Genomic DNA, 19,731 nt, shown 5'->3' on the forward strand with positions numbered 1-19,731 from the left:
ATATATTTTATAAAATGCTTTATTTTCAATATGTTGTTTGGTTGTCATGAATCGGTAATGTTACAGGATATATTGTACAAAAAGGTCTGACACTGGTAAGTTGTACAGCGCAGAAAAATGTTTCATTAACTGCCGTAAATGATTGAGATGTAAATTATTTGTCAGGCAATGAATGTGCTATAAATGATACTTATCCACCTTTTTTGTGGCCAAAACCCTAACCCCAGGAATCGCATGCTCACAACCATCATTTACCGCAGTCATATCTGCGAGGACGTTCCAGTGAAAGCGCTGGAAGCCATGGTCGCTGCAGCAAATAGTAAAAACCGGCAATCCAACGTCACGGGGATCCTGCTGTTTAACGGCACACATTTTTTTCAGCTGCTTGAAGGGCCAGTGGAACACGTCACTGCTATCTATGAGCAGATCTGCAACGACCCGCGCCACCATAACGTGGTGGAGCTGATGCGCGATCACGGACCTGTCCGGCGTTTTGGCAACGTGGGCATGGAGCTTTTTGATTTGCGCCACTTCGACAGGGACGAAGTGCTGCAGCAGGTGCTCAACAGGGGGACGACACGCTATCAGCTGACGTATAACGACCGCCCGCTGCAGTTTTTCCGCACCTTTGTCGAGGCCACGGAAAAAGCGAACTATTTTGAACTGCCGCCTGCGGATTCCTGGGAGTTTGTTCGCGAGGAAACGCGCCTGTCCGCTCAGCCCGAGGTAGTCGCGAAAGGGGCGGATTGCAGCTTTGCGTTCCAGCCTATAGTCGATCCGTTTATGCAGCAGGTCGTCTCCTGGGAGGCGCTTCTCCGCACGCCTGACGGCGGCGCTCCGGGAGATTACTTTGCCAATTTGCCGCGTGACGAGGTGTACGCCTCTGATCTACACAGCAAGCAGGTGGCGCTGTCCATGGCCAGCGCGCTGGGGCTCCAGGACCAGACGTTATCCCTCAACCTGCGGCCCATGACGCTGGTCAACATTCCCAACGCCGTGGATTTCCTGCTCACCGCGATTGAAGCCAATGGGTTTGTACCCGAGCAAATTGTGGTGGAGTTCACCGAGAGCGAAGCCATTTCCCGTTTTGATGAATTCACGGATTCGGTCAGGCAGTTAAAAAGCGCGGGCATCAGCGTGACGATCGATCACTTTGGCGCCGGTTTTGCCGGTCTGCAGCTGCTGGCGCAGTTCCAGCCGGACAGAATTAAGATTAATCGCGATCTGGTGGCGAACGTGCATAAAAGTGGCCCCCGGCAGGCCATTATTCAGGCGATTATCAAATGCTGTTCCTCGCTTGAGATCCAGTTCTGCGCGGTAGGGGTAGAGAAGGCTGAAGAGTGGATGTGGCTGGAGTCCGCGGGGATTTCCCAGTTCCAGGGACATCTTTTTGCCAGCCCGCGACACGGCGGTATTCCCGCGATTGCGTGGCCGGAGAAAAAGTTCGACTTCTGATAAAGCTGTACACATTCCGGCAGAGTTAACTGTACGAATGGTAAATTTTATACAACAATGTATTAACAGGTGGATGGGAAAGAACCCCGTTCACCCATTCAAAATGCGGTCTTAGTTATACAAATGGTGTGTACAATCTGATAAGGTTGGTGCAGTTAGGTATGGAAGTTCTGAGCGTGAGGGAGTTAATGGCCTATTACAGTATCGGCGAAGTGGCCGAACGATGCGGTATCAACCCCGTTACGCTGCGTGCCTGGCAGCGCCGTTATGGATTGTTGAAGCCGCAGCGAAGCGAAGGGGGTCATCGTCAGTTTGACGATGAAGATATCCTGCGCATTGAAGAGATCAAGCGCCTGATGAAAAGCGGCGTCTCGGTCGGAAAAGTCAAAGCTTTGCTGGAAAACAAAGAAGTGTTGACTCAGGGCAACTGGGTTTCGTTCCAGGAAGAGATGATGACCGTTCTGCGTTACGCCAGCCCGGCAAAGCTGCGCGCCAAAATGGGCGAATTCCGCCGCGATCACGCGATAGACGCGCTGATTGACAATATTATCTCTCCCGTTCGTCAGCGCATGAACCAGGACCAAAACACCGTGCGCCACATGGCGAGCCTGTTTGACGGCGTACTGATCGAATTCGCCATTGCAAGCCTGGCGGAATCCCGCAAAAAAATCGGTAAAGACGCGCTGCTGATAGGCTGGGAATGCGATGACCGCACCCACCTGTGGCTGGAAGCCGCGCGCTTATCGCAGAAGGGCTGGCACATTGACGTCCTTGCGGAACCCATTGATTCGCCGCGCCCTGAACTGTTTCCTGGGCAAAAAATCTTCGTATGGACGGGGAAATCCCCAACGCCTCGCCAACAGGAACAGCTCGATCACTGGCGTGAACAGGGGTTTGCTGTCTCATTTCATCACTGATCGTCAGAGGCCCAGAGGGCCTTTTTTTGTTTTAGTCATTTTCTGAGCAAAAGCTATCTCAAAAATAGGCATTTCCGATGCATATTTTACTTTTCTCTTCCCCGTCATAAATGCCGCGATGAAATGCATTATTAATCAATGCATTGAACAAATACATCCATCCTGACTGCATCCTCTCACAGGGTCTATGCTTAATAAAAGTAGGCAAAAAGGGCGGTTTAGCCGAATGCCCCTGCTGACAGAGGGTTGAAGTGATAATCGTTATCACTAACATGGTGTTATGCCCTGATGGCTTATCAGATGAGGTGGACCTATGGAACTGCATTCAGAAACCTTTAATCCTGCCGATTTTGCCTGGCGCGGCTTAACGCTCACGCCAGCGGCGGCGGCACATATTCACGAGCTGGTGGCGAAAAAGCCCGAGATCCTCGGCGTGCGGTTGGGCGTCAAACAGACCGGCTGCGCAGGTTTCGGCTACGTGCTCGATACCGTCACCGAACCCGAGAAAGATGACCTGGTGTTCGAGACGGACGGCGCGAAACTTTACGTCGCGCTGCAGGCCATGCCGTTTATTGACGGTACCGAAGTGGACTACGTCCGCGAAGGCTTAAACCAGTTATTCAAATTTCATAACCCGAAAGCCCAGAACGAATGCGGCTGCGGCGAAAGCTTTGGGGTATAGGCGGAACTATGTCTCGTAATACTGAAGCAACGAGTGATGTAAATACCTGGAGCGGTGGGCACCTCAACTATAAAGAGGGGTTCTTCACCCAGCTGCAGACCGATGAGCTGGCGAAAGGCATTAACGAAGATGTCGTGCGGGCGATCTCGGCGAAACGTAACGAGCCGGAGTGGATGCTGGAGTTCCGCCTGAGCGCCTTCCGCGCCTGGCTGGAGATGGAAGAGCCGCACTGGCTGAAAGCGCATTATGACAAGCTGAACTATCAGGATTACAGCTACTACTCTGCGCCGTCCTGCGGCAGCTGTGACGACACCTGCGCCTCGCAGCCCGGCGCAGTGCAGCAAACCGGTGCGGAGAACAGCTTCCTCAGCAAAGAAGTGGAAGAAGCCTTTAACCAGCTTGGCGTGCCCGTGCGTGAAGGGAGAGAGGTGGCGGTGGACGCCATTTTCGACTCCGTCTCGGTGGCGACCACCTACCGCGAGAAGCTGGCAGAGCAGGGGATCATTTTCTGCTCCTTCGGCGAAGCGATTCACGATCATCCGGAACTGGTGAAAAAGTACATTGGGACCGTGGTGCCCTCTAACGACAACTTCTTTGCGGCGCTCAACGCGGCGGTAGCCTCTGACGGCACCTTTATCTATGTGCCGAAAGGCGTGCGCTGTCCGATGGAGCTTTCCACCTATTTCCGCATCAATGCCGAAAAAACAGGCCAGTTCGAACGCACGATTCTGGTCGCGGATGAAGGCAGCTACGTCAGCTACATCGAAGGGTGCTCCGCCCCGGTTCGCGACAGCTACCAGCTGCACGCGGCGGTAGTGGAGGTCATCATCCACAAGGATGCCGAGGTGAAATACTCCACGGTGCAAAACTGGTTCCCGGGCGACGGCAATACCGGCGGTATCCTGAACTTCGTCACCAAGCGCGCGCTGTGCGAAGGCGAAAACAGCAAGATGTCGTGGACACAGTCCGAAACCGGCTCGGCCATCACCTGGAAATACCCGAGCTGCATCCTGCGCGGGGATAACTCTATCGGCGAGTTTTACTCCGTGGCGCTGACCAGCGGTCATCAGCAGGCCGATACCGGCACCAAGATGATCCACATCGGTAAAAACACCAAATCGACCATCATCTCGAAAGGGATCTCTGCCGGGCATAGCCAGAACAGCTATCGCGGGCTGGTGAAAATCATGCCGACGGCCACCAACGCGCGTAACTTTACCCAGTGTGACTCGATGCTGATTGGCGCAGACTGCGGGGCGCATACCTTCCCGTACGTCGAGTGCCGTAACAACACGGCCCAGCTTGAGCACGAGGCGACGACGTCGCGGATTGGGGAAGATCAGCTCTTCTACTGCCTGCAGCGCGGGATCAGCGAAGAAGACGCCATCTCAATGATCGTCAATGGCTTCTGTAAGGACGTCTTCTCTGAACTGCCGCTGGAATTTGCCGTTGAAGCCCAGAAACTCCTCGCCATTAGTCTTGAACACAGCGTCGGTTAAGGAAAGCACATGTTAAGCATTAAAGATTTACAGGTTAGCGTAGAAGACAAAGCCATCCTGCGTGGCCTCAATTTTGACGTCAAGCCGGGTGAAGTTCACGCCATCATGGGGCCAAATGGCTCCGGGAAAAGTACGCTTTCTGCGACGCTGGCGGGGCGCGAAGATTATGAGGTGACCCACGGCTCGGTCGAGTTTAACGGCAAGGATCTGCTGGAGATGTCGCCGGAAGACCGCGCGGGAGAGGGCATCTTCATGGCCTTCCAGTATCCGGTCGAAATTCCGGGCGTCAGCAACCAGTTTTTCCTGCAGACGGCGCTGAATGCGGTGCGCAAGTATCGCGGCCTGGAGGCGCTGGACCGCTTTGACTTCCAGGACCTGATGGAAGAGAAGATCAAGCTGCTAAAAATGCCGGAAGATCTGCTGACCCGTTCGGTGAACGTTGGCTTTTCCGGCGGCGAGAAAAAGCGTAACGATATTCTGCAGATGGCGGTGCTGGAGCCCGAGCTGTGCATACTGGATGAGACCGACTCTGGTCTGGACATCGACGCCCTGAAGATCGTTGCTGACGGGGTGAACTCCCTGCGTGACGGCAAGCGTTCGTTCATTATCGTCACTCATTACCAGCGCATTCTGGACTACATCAAGCCGGATTACGTCCACGTGCTTTACCAGGGGCGTATTGTGAAATCCGGTGATTTCACGCTGGTTAAACAACTGGAGGAGCAGGGCTATGGCTGGCTTACCGAACAGCAGTAATGCGCTCCAGCAGTGGCACAGGCTGTTTGAAGCCCAGGGCGGCACGCGCTCTGAGCAGGCGCAGCAGCATCTGCAGCAGATGCTGCGTCTCGGCCTGCCGACGCGTAAGCATGAGAACTGGAAATACACCCCGCTTGATAGCCTGCTGAACGCCGAGTTTGTGACCCGCCTGGCGGATCTCACCCCGGCGCAGCGTGACGCGCTGGCCGTAAACGTGGATGCCGTGCGCCTGGTGTTTGTCGACGGTGAGTTCCGTCCGGAACTGAGCGACGCCCTTCAGGGGAGCGGATTTGAGATTGAGATAAACGACGATCGCCAGCCCCTTAGCGCCCCGGTTCAGCCTGAGGTGTTCCTGCACCTGACCGAGAGCCTGGCCCGCAGCGTAACGCACATCCGCGTGAAGCGTAACCAGCGTCCGGCAAAACCGCTGCTGCTGATGCACATCACCCAGGGGCTGGACGGCGACGAAATCAACACCGCGCACTATCGCCATCATCTTGAGCTGGCGGAGGGGGCGGAGGCCACGGTGATTGAACATTACGTCAGCCTCAACGATATCCGACACTTTACCGGATCCCGTCTGACGATGAACGTTGCCGCCAATGCCCAGCTTCACCACGTTAAGCTGGCGTTTGAGAACCCGCAGAGCCACCACTTTGCCCATAACGACATTTTACTTGGGCAAGATGCCGCAGCCTACAGCCACAGCTTCCTGCTCGGCGGGTCGGTGCTGCGCCACAACACCAGCACGCAGCTTAACGGTGAAAACACCACGCTGCGCATCAACAGCCTGGCGATGCCGGTCAAATCTGAAGTATGCGACACGCGCACCTGGCTGGAGCATAACAAGGGCTACTGCAACAGCCGCCAGCTGCATAAAACCATCGTCAGCGACAGAGGTCGCGCGGTGTTTAACGGACTGATTAACGTGGCGCAGCACGCCATCAAAACCGATGGGCAGATGACCAACAACAATCTGTTGTTAGGGCGCCTGGCGGAGGTGGACACCAAACCGCAGCTGGAGATCTACGCCGACGACGTGAAGTGCAGCCACGGTGCGACGGTCGGGCGGATCGACGACGAGCAGATGTTCTACCTGCGTTCCCGCGGCATCGACGAGCAGGCGGCGCAGAAAATGATTATCTATGCGTTTGCCGCCGAGCTGACGGAAGCGCTGCACGATGGTCAGTTAAAACAGCAGGTGCTGGCGCGTATCGGCCAGCGTCTGCCTGGAGGCGAAGCATGAGTTTTCCCGTCGAGAAAGTACGGGCAGATTTCCCGGTTCTGACCCGTGAAGTAAACGGTCTCCCTCTGGCCTATCTGGACAGCGCAGCCAGCGCGCAGAAGCCGAATCAGGTGGTGGATGCGGAAGCCGAGTTTTATCGCCACGGCTACGCCGCCGTGCATCGCGGTATCCATACCCTGAGCGCCGAGGCGACCCAGCGTATGGAAAACGTGCGCACGCAGCTGGCCGCCTTCCTCAATGCACGTTCGCCTGAAGAGCTGGTCTTCGTGCGCGGAACCACCGAAGGGATCAACCTTGTCGCTAACAGCTGGGGCAACGCGCAGGTCCACGCGGGGGATAACATCATCATCACCCAGATGGAGCACCACGCCAATATCGTGCCGTGGCAGATGCTCTGCGAGCGCGTTGGTGCGCAATTGCGGGTCATTCCGCTCAACGTTGACGGGACGCTGCAGCTCGAGCAGCTCGACGCATTGCTTGATGACCGCACGCGGCTGGTGGCGGTCACCCAGGTCTCTAACGTGCTCGGGACTGAAAACCCGGTGGCAGAGATTGTCGAAAAAGCCCATCAGGCCGGCGCGAAGGTGCTGATTGACGGCGCCCAGGCGGTAATGCACCACGCGGTTGACGTTCAGGCGCTGGACTGCGATTTCTACGTCTTTTCAGGCCACAAGCTCTATGGGCCGACCGGGATTGGCGTGCTCTACGTGAAGGAAGACATCCTGCAGGCGATGCCGCCGTGGGAAGGGGGCGGATCGATGATCGCCACCGTAAGCCTGACGGAAGGCACCACCTACGCGCGCGCGCCGTGGCGTTTTGAGGCGGGTACGCCCAACACCGGCGGGATTATCGGTTTGGGTGCGGCGGTTTCTTATGTCTCGGCAATCGGCCTTGATAGCATTCAGGAGTACGAACAGCTGCTGATGCACTATGCGCTTGCCGAGCTTGCCAGCGTGCCGGATCTGACCCTCTACGGGCCCGCCGACCGGCAAGGGGTGATTGCGTTCAATCTCGGGAAACATCACGCCTATGACGTGGGCAGTTTCCTCGATAACTACGGCGTAGCGGTCCGTACCGGGCACCACTGCGCCATGCCCCTGATGGCGTTTTACCAGGTGCCGGCAATGTGCCGCGCGTCGCTGGTGATGTACAACACAACGGAAGAGGTCGACAGGCTGGTGGCGGGGCTTAAGCGTATTCACCAGCTGCTGGGCTAACGGAGAGGCAAAAGATGGCAGAACTGCCGGACAGAGACAAATTGCTGCGCAACTTCTCGCGTTGCGCAAACTGGGAAGAGAAGTACCTGTATATCATCGAGCTGGGGCAGCGTCTGCCGCCGCTCGCTGAAGAGGCGCACAACCCGGAAAATATTATTCAGGGCTGTCAGAGCCAGGTGTGGATTGTGATGGAACAGTCTGACGACGGCACGATAGCACTGCACGGCGACAGCGATGCGGCCATTGTAAAAGGTCTCATTGCGGTCGTCTTTATTCTTTACCACCGGATGTCGGCGCAGGATATTGTCGCGTTTGATGTCCGCCCGTGGTTTGAAAAAATGGCCCTGACCCAACACCTCACTCCGTCTCGTTCCCAGGGTCTGGAAGCGATGATTCGCGCTATTCGCGCCAAAGCTGCAATCCTTAGCTAGACTTACAGAACAGCATTCATTCTGTTTCGCGAGGTGGTTCCCGCCTCGCTGGTTTTTCAGCTTTCTGGCGTCCTGTCAGTGAATAAGGAATCTCAGCATGAAGCGCGCGTCTCTAATAACTCTATTACTCCTCAGTTCGCTCGGCGCACTTAATTCGGCCCGCGCGATGGACTATCCGTTGCCGCCCGCAGGCAGTCGCCTGATTGGGCAAAATCAAACCTACACGATACAGGAAGGGGATAATAAGCTGCAGACCATCGCCCGTCGGTTTAACACGGCGGCACAGGTAATCCTGGAAACAAACAATACCATTGCGCCGGTAAACCCTGCCCCGGGAACCGTCATTACCATTCCGTCGCAGATGCTGCTGCCGGACACGCCGCGCGAGGGCATTGTGGTAAACCTCGCAGAGCTTCGGCTCTATTACTTCCCGCCGGGAGAAAACATTGTTCAGGTCTTCCCGCTCGGCATCGGACAGCTGGGGCTGGAAACGCCGGTCACGACCACGCGCGTAAGCCAGAAAATCCCGAATCCCACCTGGACACCCACGCCGGGCATCAGAGCACGCTCTCTGGAGCAGGGAATTAAATTACCTCCGGTGGTACCTGCCGGGCCAAATAACCCACTGGGACGCTTCGCACTGCGTTTAGGGATAGGCAACGGGGAATACCTCATCCACGGCACCAGCGCGCCGGACAGCGTAGGCCTGCGGGTCAGCTCCGGCTGTATGCGGATGAATGCCCCGGACATTAAAGCCCTGTTCGAACAGGTGCGGGTTGGCACGCGGGTACAGATTATCAATGAACCCGTGAAGTTCTCCGTGGAGCCGGATGGTAAACGCTATATTGAAGTCCATCGCCCGCTGGCGCAGGCTGAGGGAGAAAACCCGCAGGTCTCGCCCATTACCCATTCCGCAGACTTTGCGACCTTTGTTTCTCAGTCGGGAAGCGATAAGGCGCTGATTGAGAAAGCCCTGTCACGCCGCGCCGGGATCCCGGTTATCGTGTCGTCAGGGAGCGGCCCGTCGGCCAGCAATAGCGTATTGTCGGTGCAGAACAGCCGGGTGTCCGCTGCGGTAGCGGAAGATGAAGGGGAGAAGGTGACGCAGTAGCCGTTTAACGCAGGCAAAAAAAATGGCGCACAATGTGCGCCATTTTATTAACAGGTACTATTACTTACGGTATTTAGTAGCCTGGTTGTCCAGACGCTGGTTAGCGCGAGCTGCGTCGTCTTTAGCAGCCTGAACGTCGGAACGCATTGCGTTCACGTCGTTGCTCAGCTGGTCAACTTTAGCGTTCAGAGTCTGAACGTCAGAAGACAGCTGATCGATTTTAGCGTTGCTGGAGCAACCAGCCAGCAGAGTAGAACCCAGGATTACCGCGCCCAGTACCAGTTTAGTACGATTCATTATTAATACCCTCTAGATTGAGTTAATCTCCATGTAGCGTTACAAGTATTACACAAAGTTTTTTGGGTTGAGAATATTTTTTTGATGGGAATACACCTATTTTTGATCGTTCGCTCAAAGAAGCATCGAATCGGCCCTTTTTGTGCAAAAATCTATGTAAAAAAAGGCATTTATCATCGGATTCATCTTAGATAATTCGCAATTAAATAGAGAAACCCGATTTGCAATTTGAATGACTTTGGCTAATGCCAGGAATAAAAAAAGCGCCCTGAGGGCGCTTTTTATCAAAATTAATTCGTTCGGGAATTATTACAGCACGTGAACAGATGCGGTATTGGTGGTTCCGCTTGGTACCAGCGCGCCAGAAACCATGACCACAACGTCACCTTTCTGTGCCAGACCACGATCAACCAGCTCCAGCGCCACTTCTTTACCCAGACGGTAGAAATCATCCGTAGAGGCGATCTCTTTCACCAGGTGAGGGATCACGCCTTTGCTCAGCACCAGCTGACGAGCCGTGGTTTCGTTGGTGGTCAGCGCCAGGATAGTCGCATCCGGGAAGTATTTACGCACCGCGCGAGCAGATTTACCGCCCTGGGTGGCAACCACGATCAGCGGTGCTTCCAGCTTCTCAGCCGTTTCTACTGCACCGCGGCAAACCGCTTCGGTGATGCGCAGCTTGCGGCTGTCGTTGTTGTAGTCCAGACGGCTTTTCATTACGCGGTCGGTACGTTCGCAGATGGTGGCCATGATGGACACCGCTTCCAGCGGATATTTACCTTTTGCGGATTCGCCGGACAGCATAACGGCATCAGTACCGTCGAGGATGGCGTTAGCCACGTCGCCTGCTTCTGCGCGGGTTGGGCGTGGGTTTTTGATCATGGAGTCCAGCATCTGCGTTGCGGTGATAACCACTTTGCGCGCGCGAACACATTTCTCGATCATCATCTTCTGCGCGAAGATCACTTCTTCAACCGGGATTTCTACGCCCAGGTCGCCACGTGCAACCATGATGCCGTCAGACGCTTCGAGGATTTCGTCGAAGTTGTTCAGGCCTTCCTGGTTTTCAATTTTGGAGATGATCTGGATCTTCTCGCCGCCGTGCGCTTTCAGGTGCTCACGAATTTCAACCACGTCAGAACGCTTACGGATGAAGGATGCCGCAACAAAGTCAACGCCTTGTTCACAGCCGAAGATCAGGTCCTGTTTGTCTTTTTCAGCCAGTGCTGGCAGTGCGATAGAGACGCCCGGCAGGTTAACGCCTTTGTTTTCGCCAAGGTCGCCGTTGTTCAGCACTTTACAAATAACCTTGTTACCTTCGATCGCGGTGACTTCCATACCGATCAGACCATCGTCTACCAGCACGGTGTTACCGACTGACAGGTCGTTGGTGAAGCCTTCATAGGTCACTGCAACGATTTCGCTGTTGCCGACAACGGATTTGTCGGTGGTGAAGGTGAAGGTCTGGCCCGCTTTCAGAGAGACGTCGTTACCGCCTTCCAGTTTGATGGTACGGATTTCTGGACCTTTGGTGTCCAGCAGGATGGCCGCTTTTTTACCGGTCTTGCTCATTACGTTGCGCAAGTTCTGGATACGCTGACCGTGTTCTGCGTAATCACCGTGGGAGAAGTTCAGACGCATTACGTTCATGCCGGCGTCCAGCATCTTGGTCAGCATCTCTTCAGATTCGGTTTTCGGGCCGATAGTACAAACAATTTTCGTCTTTTTCATGACAGTCTTAGTCTTTAAGTTGGGAAGGATATGGAAATCTCGCTCCGGGGGCGCACCGCCGCGGAGTCAAACCTGTGTTGCAAAAGAGTATATGACACGCACTAAGGATAGGAGACATCAAATGAGCGTGCAGAAGAAAGTGTGCCTGAGTGACAGCCCAACGAAGGAGAGGAGAAGTTGTACGTTGTTTTTTGTATTCCAAGCGCTGAAACCATTCACCAGGGATTAGGCGCGCATTATACGCTGATTTTAAGATAAAAGGAAAATGGAAACGGTGTTTCAGAAATATTCTGTGCAGTTTCACATAATATTGTTATCAAGGCGTTAAGCCATGATGACAACTTATGGCGGCAGGTGATTGACCTGCCGCACTTTGCTTATTTTTGCAGCGCCTGGCTGAGGTCGGCAATCAGGTCTTTGGGATCTTCAATCCCGACTGACAGACGGATCAGCTGCGGCACAATGCCGTTTGCCAGGCGTTGCTCCAGCGGAATCGAGGCGTGCGTCATGCTGTAAGGCTGGCTCACCAGACTTTCCACGCCGCCGAGGCTTTCCGCGAGGGTGAACAGCTTCAGGTTGCGAATCACCTCGGTGGCGCGTTGCGCATCGCCTTTTACCACGACGGAAATCATCCCACCGGGCAGGGCCATCTGCGTGCGGGCAAGCTGATACTGTGGATGCGATTCCAGGCCGGGATAGAACACCTTTTCGACCAGAGGATGCTGATCCAGCCATTGCGCAATCGCCAGCGCGTTGGTGCTGTGCTTTTCTACCCTCAACGCAAGCGTGCGAATACCGCGCAGGGTCAGGAAGCTGCTGAACGGATCCAGGACGCCGCCCACCGCGTTTTGCAGATAGCCCAGCTTATCCGCCAGTTCCCTGTTGTCCCCGACAATCGCCAGCCCGGCCACCACGTCAGAGTGGCCGTTCAGGTATTTGGTGGCGGAGTGCACCACGATATCGAAACCCGACTCCAGCGGACGGTGGATCACCGGTGACGCGAAGGTGTTATCCGCCACGCTGATGACGTTATGACGGCGGGCGATCGCCGCAATGGCCGCCAGATCTGCCAGCTTCAGCAGCGGGTTGGTTGGCGTTTCGACCCATACCATTCGGGTATCCGGGCGAATGGCGGCCTCAAGCCCGGCCAGGTCGTCAGGTTTAACCCAGCTGACCTGCAGGCCGGTGCTGCGCTTGCGCACGTTTTCAATCAGGCGGTACGTCCCGCCGTAAACGTCATCGATGGCGACAATATGGCTGTCTTTATCCAGCAGTTCGAGCACCGTGGAGATGGCCGCCAGACCGGAGGCGAAGGCGTAGCCGCGCGTGCCGCCTTCCAGTTCGGCGATGGCGGTTTCCAGCGCGTGGCGGGTAGGGTTGCCGCTGCGGGAATACTCATAGCCGGTATGCTCGCCGGGTGACGGTTGCGCAAACGTTGAGGTAGCGTAAATCGGCGGCATGACGGCGCCGTGCTGGTCGTTGAACTCGCCGCTGTGTACGCTCAGGGTAGCCAGGTTTTTCATCATCTATTCCTTTATTGCTGAAGACGGTTGCGCCAGGCGGTCAGAACGTCGCTGCGCGTAATCAGACCGAGAAAACGGTCGTTGTCATTAATCACGGCCACCAGACCGCGGTCGAAGATGGCGTTCAGGGCGCTTTCCGGGGCGTGTTTATCAAGAAACTCCACCTGGCGCGTCATGGCTGCCGTCACCGGAAGCGAGAAGCGATCGCCGTCGCCGCCGATATGCCGCAGGAGATCCCACTCGTCGATAATGCCCACCACCTTGCCGTTCTCCAGCACCGGCAGCTGGGAGATGTCATACAGGCGCATGCGTGCCAGTACGGTGGAGAGCGTGTCGTCCGGGGCGGCGGTAACGGTGGCGCCTTCATCGTGGCGCAGGGCGATGTAGTCGGAGAGATCGCCGGCCTGAGGGCGCGTAATGAGCCCTTGCTGACGCATCCAGTCGTCGTTGAACATCTTCGAGAGATACTTATTGCCGCTGTCGCAGGCGAAGGTCACCACGCGCTTCGGCGCGGTCTGCGCCTGGCAATATTTCAGCGCGGCCGCCAGCAGCGTGCCGCTGGAGGAGCCCGCCAGAATGCCTTCCGTTTTCAGCAGATCGCGCGCGGTGGTGAAGGCCTCGCGGTCGGTAATGCGCCAGGCGCGATTCACCCCTTCGATGTGGGCCAGCGGCGGAATAAAGTCTTCGCCAATACCCTCAACCAGCCAGGAGCCCGCGTCGTGGTAGCGTCCGGTTTCCACCTGGTCGGCGAGAACCGATCCGGCCGGGTCTGCCAGGACAAACTCCGTGTGCGGAGAGTGCTCGGCGAACCACGCCTGCAGGCCGCCCAGGGTACCGCCTGAGCCGACGCCCACCACGATGGCGTCGATCTGGCCGTCAAGCTGCTCGTACAGTTCCGGTGCCGTGGTGGTGCGGTGCGCCAGCGGGTTGGCTTCGTTATTGAACTGGTCGATGTAAAACGCGCCGGGCAGCTCGTTGGCCAGGCGCTGGGCGTAATCCTGGTAGTAGGCAGGGTGGCCCTTGTTAACGTCGGAGCGGGTCAGCACCACCTGGGCACCCAGCGCGCGCAGGTGGAAAATCTTCTCGCGGCTCATTTTGTCCGGCACCACCAGGATCAGCGAGTAGCCTTTCTGGGCGGCAATCAGGGCCAGGCCGAGACCGGTATTTCCCGCCGTTGCCTCAATAATCGTGCCGCCCGGCTTCAGCTGGCCGGTACGCTCCGCTTCGTTAATCATCGACAGCGCAACGCGATCCTTAATAGAGCCGCCCGGATTCTGGTTTTCCAGCTTCAGGAACAGCGAGCAGGGGCCGGTATCAAGCTTGTGCAGTTGGATAAGCGGAGTACGGCCAATCAGTTCGGTGACGGAGTGGTAAATCGTCATGATGTTTTCCTTTCTGGATGTCATGACGGGATGATAGAGCGGCGAAATTTTCGCAATAAAGAACCATTCACTGCTCTTTAGAACAGAAAAGAATATAAATGCCATATTTGGATGTCAGGACAGCAAGACGTAAAGTTGTCTGGATGTGAGGATGGCTATATCGGCATGAAATGCTGAAAAAATGACCGTTTTTAGCGGGCATTTATCAGCAGATATGCATCCGGCAGATAATCATTGCTGAAATTGATCTAAATGCTTCCCACCCTGTAAATCCGCTGTTTATTTCCCAAAGTTATAACAAATTCTTTTTTGTTCATTTGAAAGCTGATAACGCCTGTTTACTATCGTTTGGACATCCATACTGCTAAACAGCCATGCGCGAAACGGATAAAGAATAAGAATGATCGTACTCAGGAATATTTCGAAGGTTTTTGACAACGGAAAGGTCGCGCTGACTGCCGTTGATAACGTCAATTTGACGATAGAGCAGGGACAGATTTACGGAATTATTGGCTACAGCGGAGCCGGGAAAAGCACGCTGATTCGTCTGCTGAACGGTCTGGAAAAACCCAGCGCCGGAAGCGTGACCATTAACGGGCAGGATATCTCTGCGGCAAAGGGTGAAGCGCTGCGCCAGGCGCGCCTGAAAATCAGCATGGTGTTCCAGCACTTCAACCTGCTGTGGTCGCGCACGGTGAGCGAGAATATCGCTTTCTCGATGCAAATCGCCGGTGTGCCAAAAGCCAGCATCAAGGCGCGCGTCGCCGAGCTGGTGGATCTGGTCGGCCTGAAGGGGCGCGAGAATGCGTACCCGTCCCAGCTGAGCGGCGGGCAAAAGCAGCGCGTGGGTATTGCGCGCGCTTTGGCTAACAGCCCTGACGTGCTGCTCTGCGATGAAGCCACGTCCGCGCTCGACCCGCAGACCACCGATCAGATCCTCGATCTGCTGCTGGATATTAACCGCCGCTTCAGGCTGACCATCGTGCTGATCACCCACGAGATGCACGTGGTGCGTAAAATCTGCGACCGCGTGGCGGTGATGGAGAACGGTAAAGTGGTTGAAGAAGGCGACGTGCTGAGCGTCTTTACCCATCCGCAGCAGCCGATTACGCAGCAGTTTGTCCGCCAGGTGAGCCAGTACGCCGAGGAGGAAACCTTCAATACCGAACTGGCAAAGGATCTGGAAGGCACGGTCATCAGGCTGACCTTTACCGGGCACAGCACCCATAAGCCGATTGTGGGTGAACTGACCCTGCGCTACGGCCTGCCGTTTAACATCCTGCACGGGAAAATGACGCAAACCGCCCACGGGGTGTTTGGTCAGCTCTGGGTACATGTCGTGGCATCCGATGAACAACTGAACAATATCCTCGCCGACCTGCAGCACAGCGATATTGAAGGCGAGGTGATTAAACATGGCTGAGAATCTCTTTCCGCATCTCAAGTGGGATCAGCTCTGGGCGGCGACGCTGGAGACGCTGTACATGACCGCGCTGTCCGGCGTGGCGACCTTTGTGCTGGGCATCGTGCTGGGGCTGGCGCTGTTTTTAACCGCACGCGGCGGGCTGTTCCACAACCGCACGGTTTACAGCGTGATTTCGATTGTGGTGAACGTGTTCCGCTCTATTCCGTTCATCATTCTGATTGTCCTGCTGATCCCGTTCACCAAGACCGTCGTCGGCACCATTCTTGGCGCCAACGCGGCGCTGCCGGCGCTGATTGTGGGCGCGGCACCGTTCTACGCACGCCTGGTGGAGATCGCCCTGCGTGAAGTGGATAAAGGCGTCATCGAAGCAACGCGCTCGATGGGCGCACGACTGAGCACGTTAGTGTTTCGGGTTTTACTGCCGGAATCATCACCCGCACTGGTATCGGGTATTACGGTGACGCTCATTGCGCTGGTGAGCTACAGCGCAATGGCGGGGGTGATTGGCGCCGGTGGTTTGGGAAATCTGGCTTATCTGGAAGGATTCCAGCGCAACCATGGTGACGTCACGCTGGTGGCAACGGTGACCATTCTGATCATCGTTTTCATTATCCAGTTCTGCGGCGATGTCATTACTTCACTGTTAGATAAACGCTAATAAATACACACAGGAACCACCTCATGAAAAAAACACTGACACTGATCGCCGCCGCAACCCTGAGCGCACTGAGCTTCGCCTCCTGGGCCGACACCCTGACCGTGGGCGCATCCAATACGCCGCACGCTGAAATTCTGGAGCAGGCTAAGCCGATTCTGGCGAAGCAGGGTATCGACCTGGAGATTAAACCGTTCCAGGACTACATTCTGCCGAACACCGCGCTGGCGGGTCATGACATCGACGCGAACTATTTCCAGCACATTCCTTACCTGAACAGCGTGCTGAAGGATCATGCGGGCGATAAAGACTACGATTTTGTCAGCGCGGGCGCGATCCACATTGAGCCAATCGGCATCTACTCCAAAAAATACAAGTCGCTGAAAGACCTGCCGGAAGGTGGCAAGATCATCATGCGTGACGCGGTTTCTGAAGAGGGGCGTATTCTCTCCATCTTTGAGAAAGAGGGCGTGATCAAGCTGAAGCCGGGCATCGATAAAGTGACCGCGCGCATCAGCGACATCGTTGAGAACCCGAAAAAGCTGAAGTTCACGCCGAACGTGGAAGCCTCTCTGCTGCCGCAGATGTACAACAACAACGAAGGCGACGCGGTGGTGATTAACGCCAACTACGCGATTGACGCCGGTCTGGATCCGGTTCACGACCCGATTGCGGTAGAGAGCGGTGAAAATAACCCGTACGCCAACATCATTACCGTGCATCGCGGTGACGAGAAGAAGAAAGATATCGTTGCGCTGGTGAACGTGCTGCACTCGAAAGAGATTCAGGACTGGATCCGCACTAAGTACAAAGGCGCGGTCATCCCAGTAAACAACTAATTTACTGATTTTTCAGATGAAGCCCGGCGAGTCTCTCGCCGGGCTTCTTTTTTGTATCCGGCAGGAGAATCATTTAAGCTCAACGTTTAAAAGGCAATGGAGTGATGACGATGGGTAACGTGACCAAAGATGAAGCGCTGTACCAGGAGATGTGCCGGGTGGTCGGGAAGGTGGTGCTTGAGATGCGTGATTTAGGGCAGGAGCCAAAGCATATTGTCATTGCCGGAGTCCTGCGTACCGCGCTGGCGAACCAGCGCGTTAAACGCAGTGAACTGACAACCGAAGCGATGGAAACGGTGGTTAAAGCGCTGGCCGGGTAATGCGCCAGCGTTTCGCAAGCTGTTCGAGCGAGCAGCAGAGCAGGTAGTAGACCACGCCCGTAAAGATAAAAATGGCCGCCGGGTAGATTTGCACCCGGTTGTTGACCTGTCCCGCCACCGTGGTCAGCTCCGGTACGTTCACGATAAACGCCAGCGACGTATCCTTCAGCAGGCTGATAAAAATCCCCACCAGCGACGGCAGAATATTCCTCAGCGCCTGCGGCAGCAGCACGCGCAGGAGGGTTTGCTGCGTGCTGAATCCCTGAGACAGTGCGGCCTCATATTGTCCGGACGGTAGCGCGTTAAGCCCTGCCAGTACCGAGTGCATCACCGTTGCCGCGGTAAACCAGGCCAGGGCCAGCGTGACGGTCAGCGCCCCCGGCAGATCGCCTCCGGTCATAAGCGGCAGGAGATACCACATCCAGAAAATCACGAAGATGAGCGGGATACCGCGAATCAGCTCTGCCCACAAAAAGAGGGCCTTTCGCACAAGCCCGGTAAAGCGCCAGGCCAGACACGCGAGCGCTATCCCTCCGGGCAGAGCGATGATGGCGGCCCCGGCAGCCATCATTAACGAGAGCAATACGCCCCCCGGTTCACCCGTTGCCGCGCGTCCCCACAGCAGATAATCGAGGTTATCGGTGATGACGTTAAGTCCGGCAATCATGTTTTTCACTCCCTGAGGTGGCGACGTTTGGGCGTTTACGTTTCACTTCAGGTCCGATGCGAACCAGCGCCATCCCCATGACCAGGCCGGTCAGCAGATAGAGCGCGGTACCGAGGGTAAACGCCTCCAGCGCATGCGCGTTATAGCTCTCGATCTGTCTGACCTGATAGGTCAGCTCGGCAAAGCCAATTCCGCTTGCGAGCGAGGAGAGCTTCATCAGATTAAGGTACTGGCCCACGACCGGCTGCCAGGCGTTGGCCAGGCCCTGCGGCAGAAGGATGTAACGAAACAAACGCCACGCGGAAAATCCCTGAGCGAGCGCCGCCTCCCGCTGTCCGGCAGGCACGGAGCGTAAGCCCGACTCCACCTCTTCGATTAGAAACGCCGAGGTAAAGACGCCCAACCCCCAGGCAGAACATAAAAACTCGGGCGTAAACCACCAGACGTCGCCGGGCAGAATTGACCAGCTGTGGTCCGCGTTCACCGCGTCGCGGAACGCCTGCGGTAGTCCGTTCCAGGCGGCAAAATACCAGAACAGCAGCTGCACCAGCAGCGGCGTATTGCGAAACAGCGACACCCAGCTGCTGACGACCGCGTTCCCGGGGCGTCCGCCGGAAAGGCGCAGAAGCATAAAAAGCAGTGCGAGCAGGCTGGCCAGCAGCATCCCGGCAAGCGTTACCCACAGGGTGGTGAGGAATCCGGAGAGTATCCACTGCAGAGGCTGTCCGGTCAGTACTCCCTGCCAGTCGAGCGCGGGCATTACAGATGCTCCTGATGCAGCGGGTTGAGCACCTTTTGCAGGAACCGCTGCGCGCGCGGATGCGACGGCTGGCTGAAAAACTGCGCCGGCGGCGCGGTTTCCAGAATTTGCCCGCCGTCGATAAAGACAATCCGGTCGGCAATTTCCCGGGCAAACTGCATCTCGTGGGTCACCACGACCATCGTGATCCCGCTGTGGGCGAGGGCTTTCATCACGAACAGCACTTCACCAATCATCTCCGGATCCAGCGCGGAGGTGGGTTCATCGAACAGGATAATTTGCGGTGAAGAGGCCAGGGCGCGGGCAATAGCGACGCGCTGCTGCTGTCCACCGGAAAGCTCCGCCGGGAAATGGTGGGCTTTTTCCAGCATCCCGACCTTCTCCAGCAGGGTCAGCGCGCGCTCCCGGGCAGGCTGCGGCTTCCAGCCGTGAACGTGCTCCAGCGCCAGGGTGATGTTCTGGCTGGCGGTGAGGTGGGCGTAAAGATTGAACTGCTGGAACACAAACCCCACGCGGCTGCGCAGCTGGCGCAGCCCGCTACCGGAGAGCTTTCCGGTAGGCTTGTTATCGACCAGAATCTCCCCGCCGCTCAGGGTTTCAAGCTGGTTGATAAGACGGATCAGGGTGGATTTACCGGAACCCGATGGGCCGAGGATGGCGACCACTTCACCGGGCGTGATGGTGAGGTTAATGTCGTTTAAAACCTGATGGTCACCGTAGCGTTTGTCCACATGACGAAACTCGACGCTGGCCTGTTCCAGATGTGAAAAATCCGCGGCACCGGCCGCGGAGTGTGAAAATAAACCTGAGAGCATAA

Annotated in this window: 20 protein-coding genes; 13 read left to right on the forward strand and 7 right to left on the reverse strand. The window is 56.2% G+C overall.

The window, feature by feature from the left end; all coding sequences use genetic code 11:
• Positions 1 to 234: 234 nt before the first annotated feature.
• The 9 genes from BJ885_RS05055 to BJ885_RS05100 all read left to right on the forward strand — a co-directional run bounded on the left by BJ885_RS05055 (position 235) and on the right by BJ885_RS05100 (position 9,314).
• Entirely contained in the window at positions 235 to 1,455 is a 1,221-nt protein-coding gene (locus BJ885_RS05055) for a diguanylate phosphodiesterase (protein WP_121931321.1), read from the forward strand.
• Between the two features lie 188 nt (positions 1,456 to 1,643).
• On the forward strand, positions 1,644 to 2,372 hold the full coding sequence (locus BJ885_RS05060; RefSeq protein ID WP_029739773.1) for a MerR family transcriptional regulator: 729 nt from the start codon (positions 1,644 to 1,646) through the stop codon (positions 2,370 to 2,372).
• Between the two features lie 313 nt (positions 2,373 to 2,685).
• Complete coding sequence (gene sufA / locus BJ885_RS05070) at positions 2,686 to 3,054, forward strand: Fe-S cluster assembly scaffold SufA (protein ID WP_008500631.1); 369 nt, start codon at positions 2,686 to 2,688, stop codon at positions 3,052 to 3,054.
• Between the two features lie 8 nt (positions 3,055 to 3,062).
• Positions 3,063 to 4,553, forward strand: a complete 1,491-nt coding sequence (gene sufB / locus BJ885_RS05075; RefSeq protein WP_010430231.1) for a Fe-S cluster assembly protein SufB — start codon at positions 3,063 to 3,065, stop codon at positions 4,551 to 4,553.
• 9 nt (positions 4,554 to 4,562) lie between these two features.
• The gene (gene sufC, locus BJ885_RS05080) at positions 4,563 to 5,309 is read left to right on the forward strand and encodes a Fe-S cluster assembly ATPase SufC (RefSeq protein ID WP_014831592.1); all 747 of its coding nucleotides are present in this window, start codon (positions 4,563 to 4,565) and stop codon (positions 5,307 to 5,309) included.
• Positions 5,284 to 6,555, forward strand: a complete 1,272-nt coding sequence (gene sufD / locus BJ885_RS05085; RefSeq protein WP_121931322.1) for a Fe-S cluster assembly protein SufD — start codon at positions 5,284 to 5,286, stop codon at positions 6,553 to 6,555. The genes sufC and sufD overlap by 26 nt, the downstream gene beginning before the upstream one ends.
• The gene (gene sufS / locus BJ885_RS05090) at positions 6,552 to 7,772 is read left to right on the forward strand and encodes a cysteine desulfurase SufS (protein WP_121931323.1); all 1,221 of its coding nucleotides are present in this window, start codon (positions 6,552 to 6,554) and stop codon (positions 7,770 to 7,772) included. Before sufD ends, sufS begins: the two co-directional genes overlap by 4 nt.
• A 14-nt stretch (positions 7,773 to 7,786) precedes the next feature.
• A complete protein-coding gene (gene sufE, locus BJ885_RS05095) occupies positions 7,787 to 8,203 on the forward strand; it encodes a cysteine desulfuration protein SufE (RefSeq protein WP_047648025.1) in 417 nt (138 codons plus the stop codon).
• Positions 8,204 to 8,300: 97 nt separating this feature from the next.
• Positions 8,301 to 9,314 carry a L,D-transpeptidase family protein gene (locus BJ885_RS05100; protein WP_054829558.1) on the forward strand — a complete coding sequence of 338 codons (1,014 nt, stop codon included), beginning with the start codon at positions 8,301 to 8,303 and terminating at the stop codon, positions 9,312 to 9,314.
• A gap of 60 nt (positions 9,315 to 9,374) precedes the next feature.
• Here the strand turns inward: BJ885_RS05100 and lpp are convergent, their stop codons facing one another.
• The 4 genes from lpp to BJ885_RS05120 form a co-directional block, all read right to left on the reverse strand.
• On the reverse strand, positions 9,375 to 9,611 hold the full coding sequence (gene lpp, locus BJ885_RS05105) for a murein lipoprotein Lpp (protein WP_001082307.1): 237 nt from the start codon (positions 9,609 to 9,611) through the stop codon (positions 9,375 to 9,377).
• A gap of 309 nt (positions 9,612 to 9,920) precedes the next feature.
• Entirely contained in the window at positions 9,921 to 11,342 is a 1,422-nt protein-coding gene (gene pykF, locus BJ885_RS05110) for a pyruvate kinase PykF (RefSeq protein WP_029739779.1), read from the reverse strand.
• A 377-nt stretch (positions 11,343 to 11,719) separates the two neighbouring features.
• Positions 11,720 to 12,865, reverse strand: a complete 1,146-nt coding sequence (locus BJ885_RS05115; protein ID WP_045401427.1) for a PLP-dependent aspartate aminotransferase family protein — start codon at positions 12,863 to 12,865, stop codon at positions 11,720 to 11,722.
• An 11-nt stretch (positions 12,866 to 12,876) separates the two neighbouring features.
• Positions 12,877 to 14,247, reverse strand: coding sequence for a cystathionine beta-synthase (locus BJ885_RS05120; RefSeq protein WP_121931324.1), 1,371 nt, complete (start codon positions 14,245 to 14,247; stop codon positions 12,877 to 12,879).
• Between the two features lie 400 nt (positions 14,248 to 14,647).
• On the opposite strand from BJ885_RS05120, the gene BJ885_RS05125 reads away from it, so the two are divergent.
• The 4 genes from BJ885_RS05125 to fumD all read left to right on the forward strand — a co-directional run bounded on the left by BJ885_RS05125 (position 14,648) and on the right by fumD (position 17,487).
• The gene (locus BJ885_RS05125; RefSeq protein ID WP_058840761.1) at positions 14,648 to 15,670 is read left to right on the forward strand and encodes a methionine ABC transporter ATP-binding protein; all 1,023 of its coding nucleotides are present in this window, start codon (positions 14,648 to 14,650) and stop codon (positions 15,668 to 15,670) included.
• Complete coding sequence (locus BJ885_RS05130; protein ID WP_008500617.1) at positions 15,663 to 16,331, forward strand: methionine ABC transporter permease; 669 nt, start codon at positions 15,663 to 15,665, stop codon at positions 16,329 to 16,331. The genes BJ885_RS05125 and BJ885_RS05130 overlap by 8 nt, the downstream gene beginning before the upstream one ends.
• Before the next feature lie 23 nt (positions 16,332 to 16,354).
• Entirely contained in the window at positions 16,355 to 17,167 is an 813-nt protein-coding gene (locus BJ885_RS05135; RefSeq protein ID WP_008500616.1) for a MetQ/NlpA family ABC transporter substrate-binding protein, read from the forward strand.
• A 110-nt stretch (positions 17,168 to 17,277) separates the two neighbouring features.
• Positions 17,278 to 17,487, forward strand: a complete 210-nt coding sequence (gene fumD, locus BJ885_RS05140; protein WP_008500615.1) for a fumarate hydratase FumD — start codon at positions 17,278 to 17,280, stop codon at positions 17,485 to 17,487.
• Here fumD and BJ885_RS05145 read toward each other — a convergent pair.
• The 3 genes from BJ885_RS05145 to BJ885_RS05155 are packed head-to-tail and all read right to left on the reverse strand — an operon-like array spanning position 17,468 to position 19,729.
• On the reverse strand, positions 17,468 to 18,154 hold the full coding sequence (locus BJ885_RS05145) for an amino acid ABC transporter permease (RefSeq protein ID WP_121931325.1): 687 nt from the start codon (positions 18,152 to 18,154) through the stop codon (positions 17,468 to 17,470). The genes fumD and BJ885_RS05145 overlap by 20 nt on opposite strands.
• Complete coding sequence (locus BJ885_RS05150; protein ID WP_121931326.1) at positions 18,138 to 18,914, reverse strand: amino acid ABC transporter permease; 777 nt, start codon at positions 18,912 to 18,914, stop codon at positions 18,138 to 18,140. Before BJ885_RS05150 ends, BJ885_RS05145 begins: the two co-directional genes overlap by 17 nt.
• A complete protein-coding gene (locus tag BJ885_RS05155) occupies positions 18,914 to 19,729 on the reverse strand; it encodes an amino acid ABC transporter ATP-binding protein (protein ID WP_121931327.1) in 816 nt (271 codons plus the stop codon). Before BJ885_RS05155 ends, BJ885_RS05150 begins: the two co-directional genes overlap by 1 nt.
• Positions 19,730 to 19,731: the final 2 nt, after the last annotated feature.

The organism is Enterobacter sp. WP_7_1, from assembly GCF_003688535.1.
Taxonomy (GTDB): domain Bacteria; phylum Pseudomonadota; class Gammaproteobacteria; order Enterobacterales; family Enterobacteriaceae; genus Enterobacter; species Enterobacter asburiae.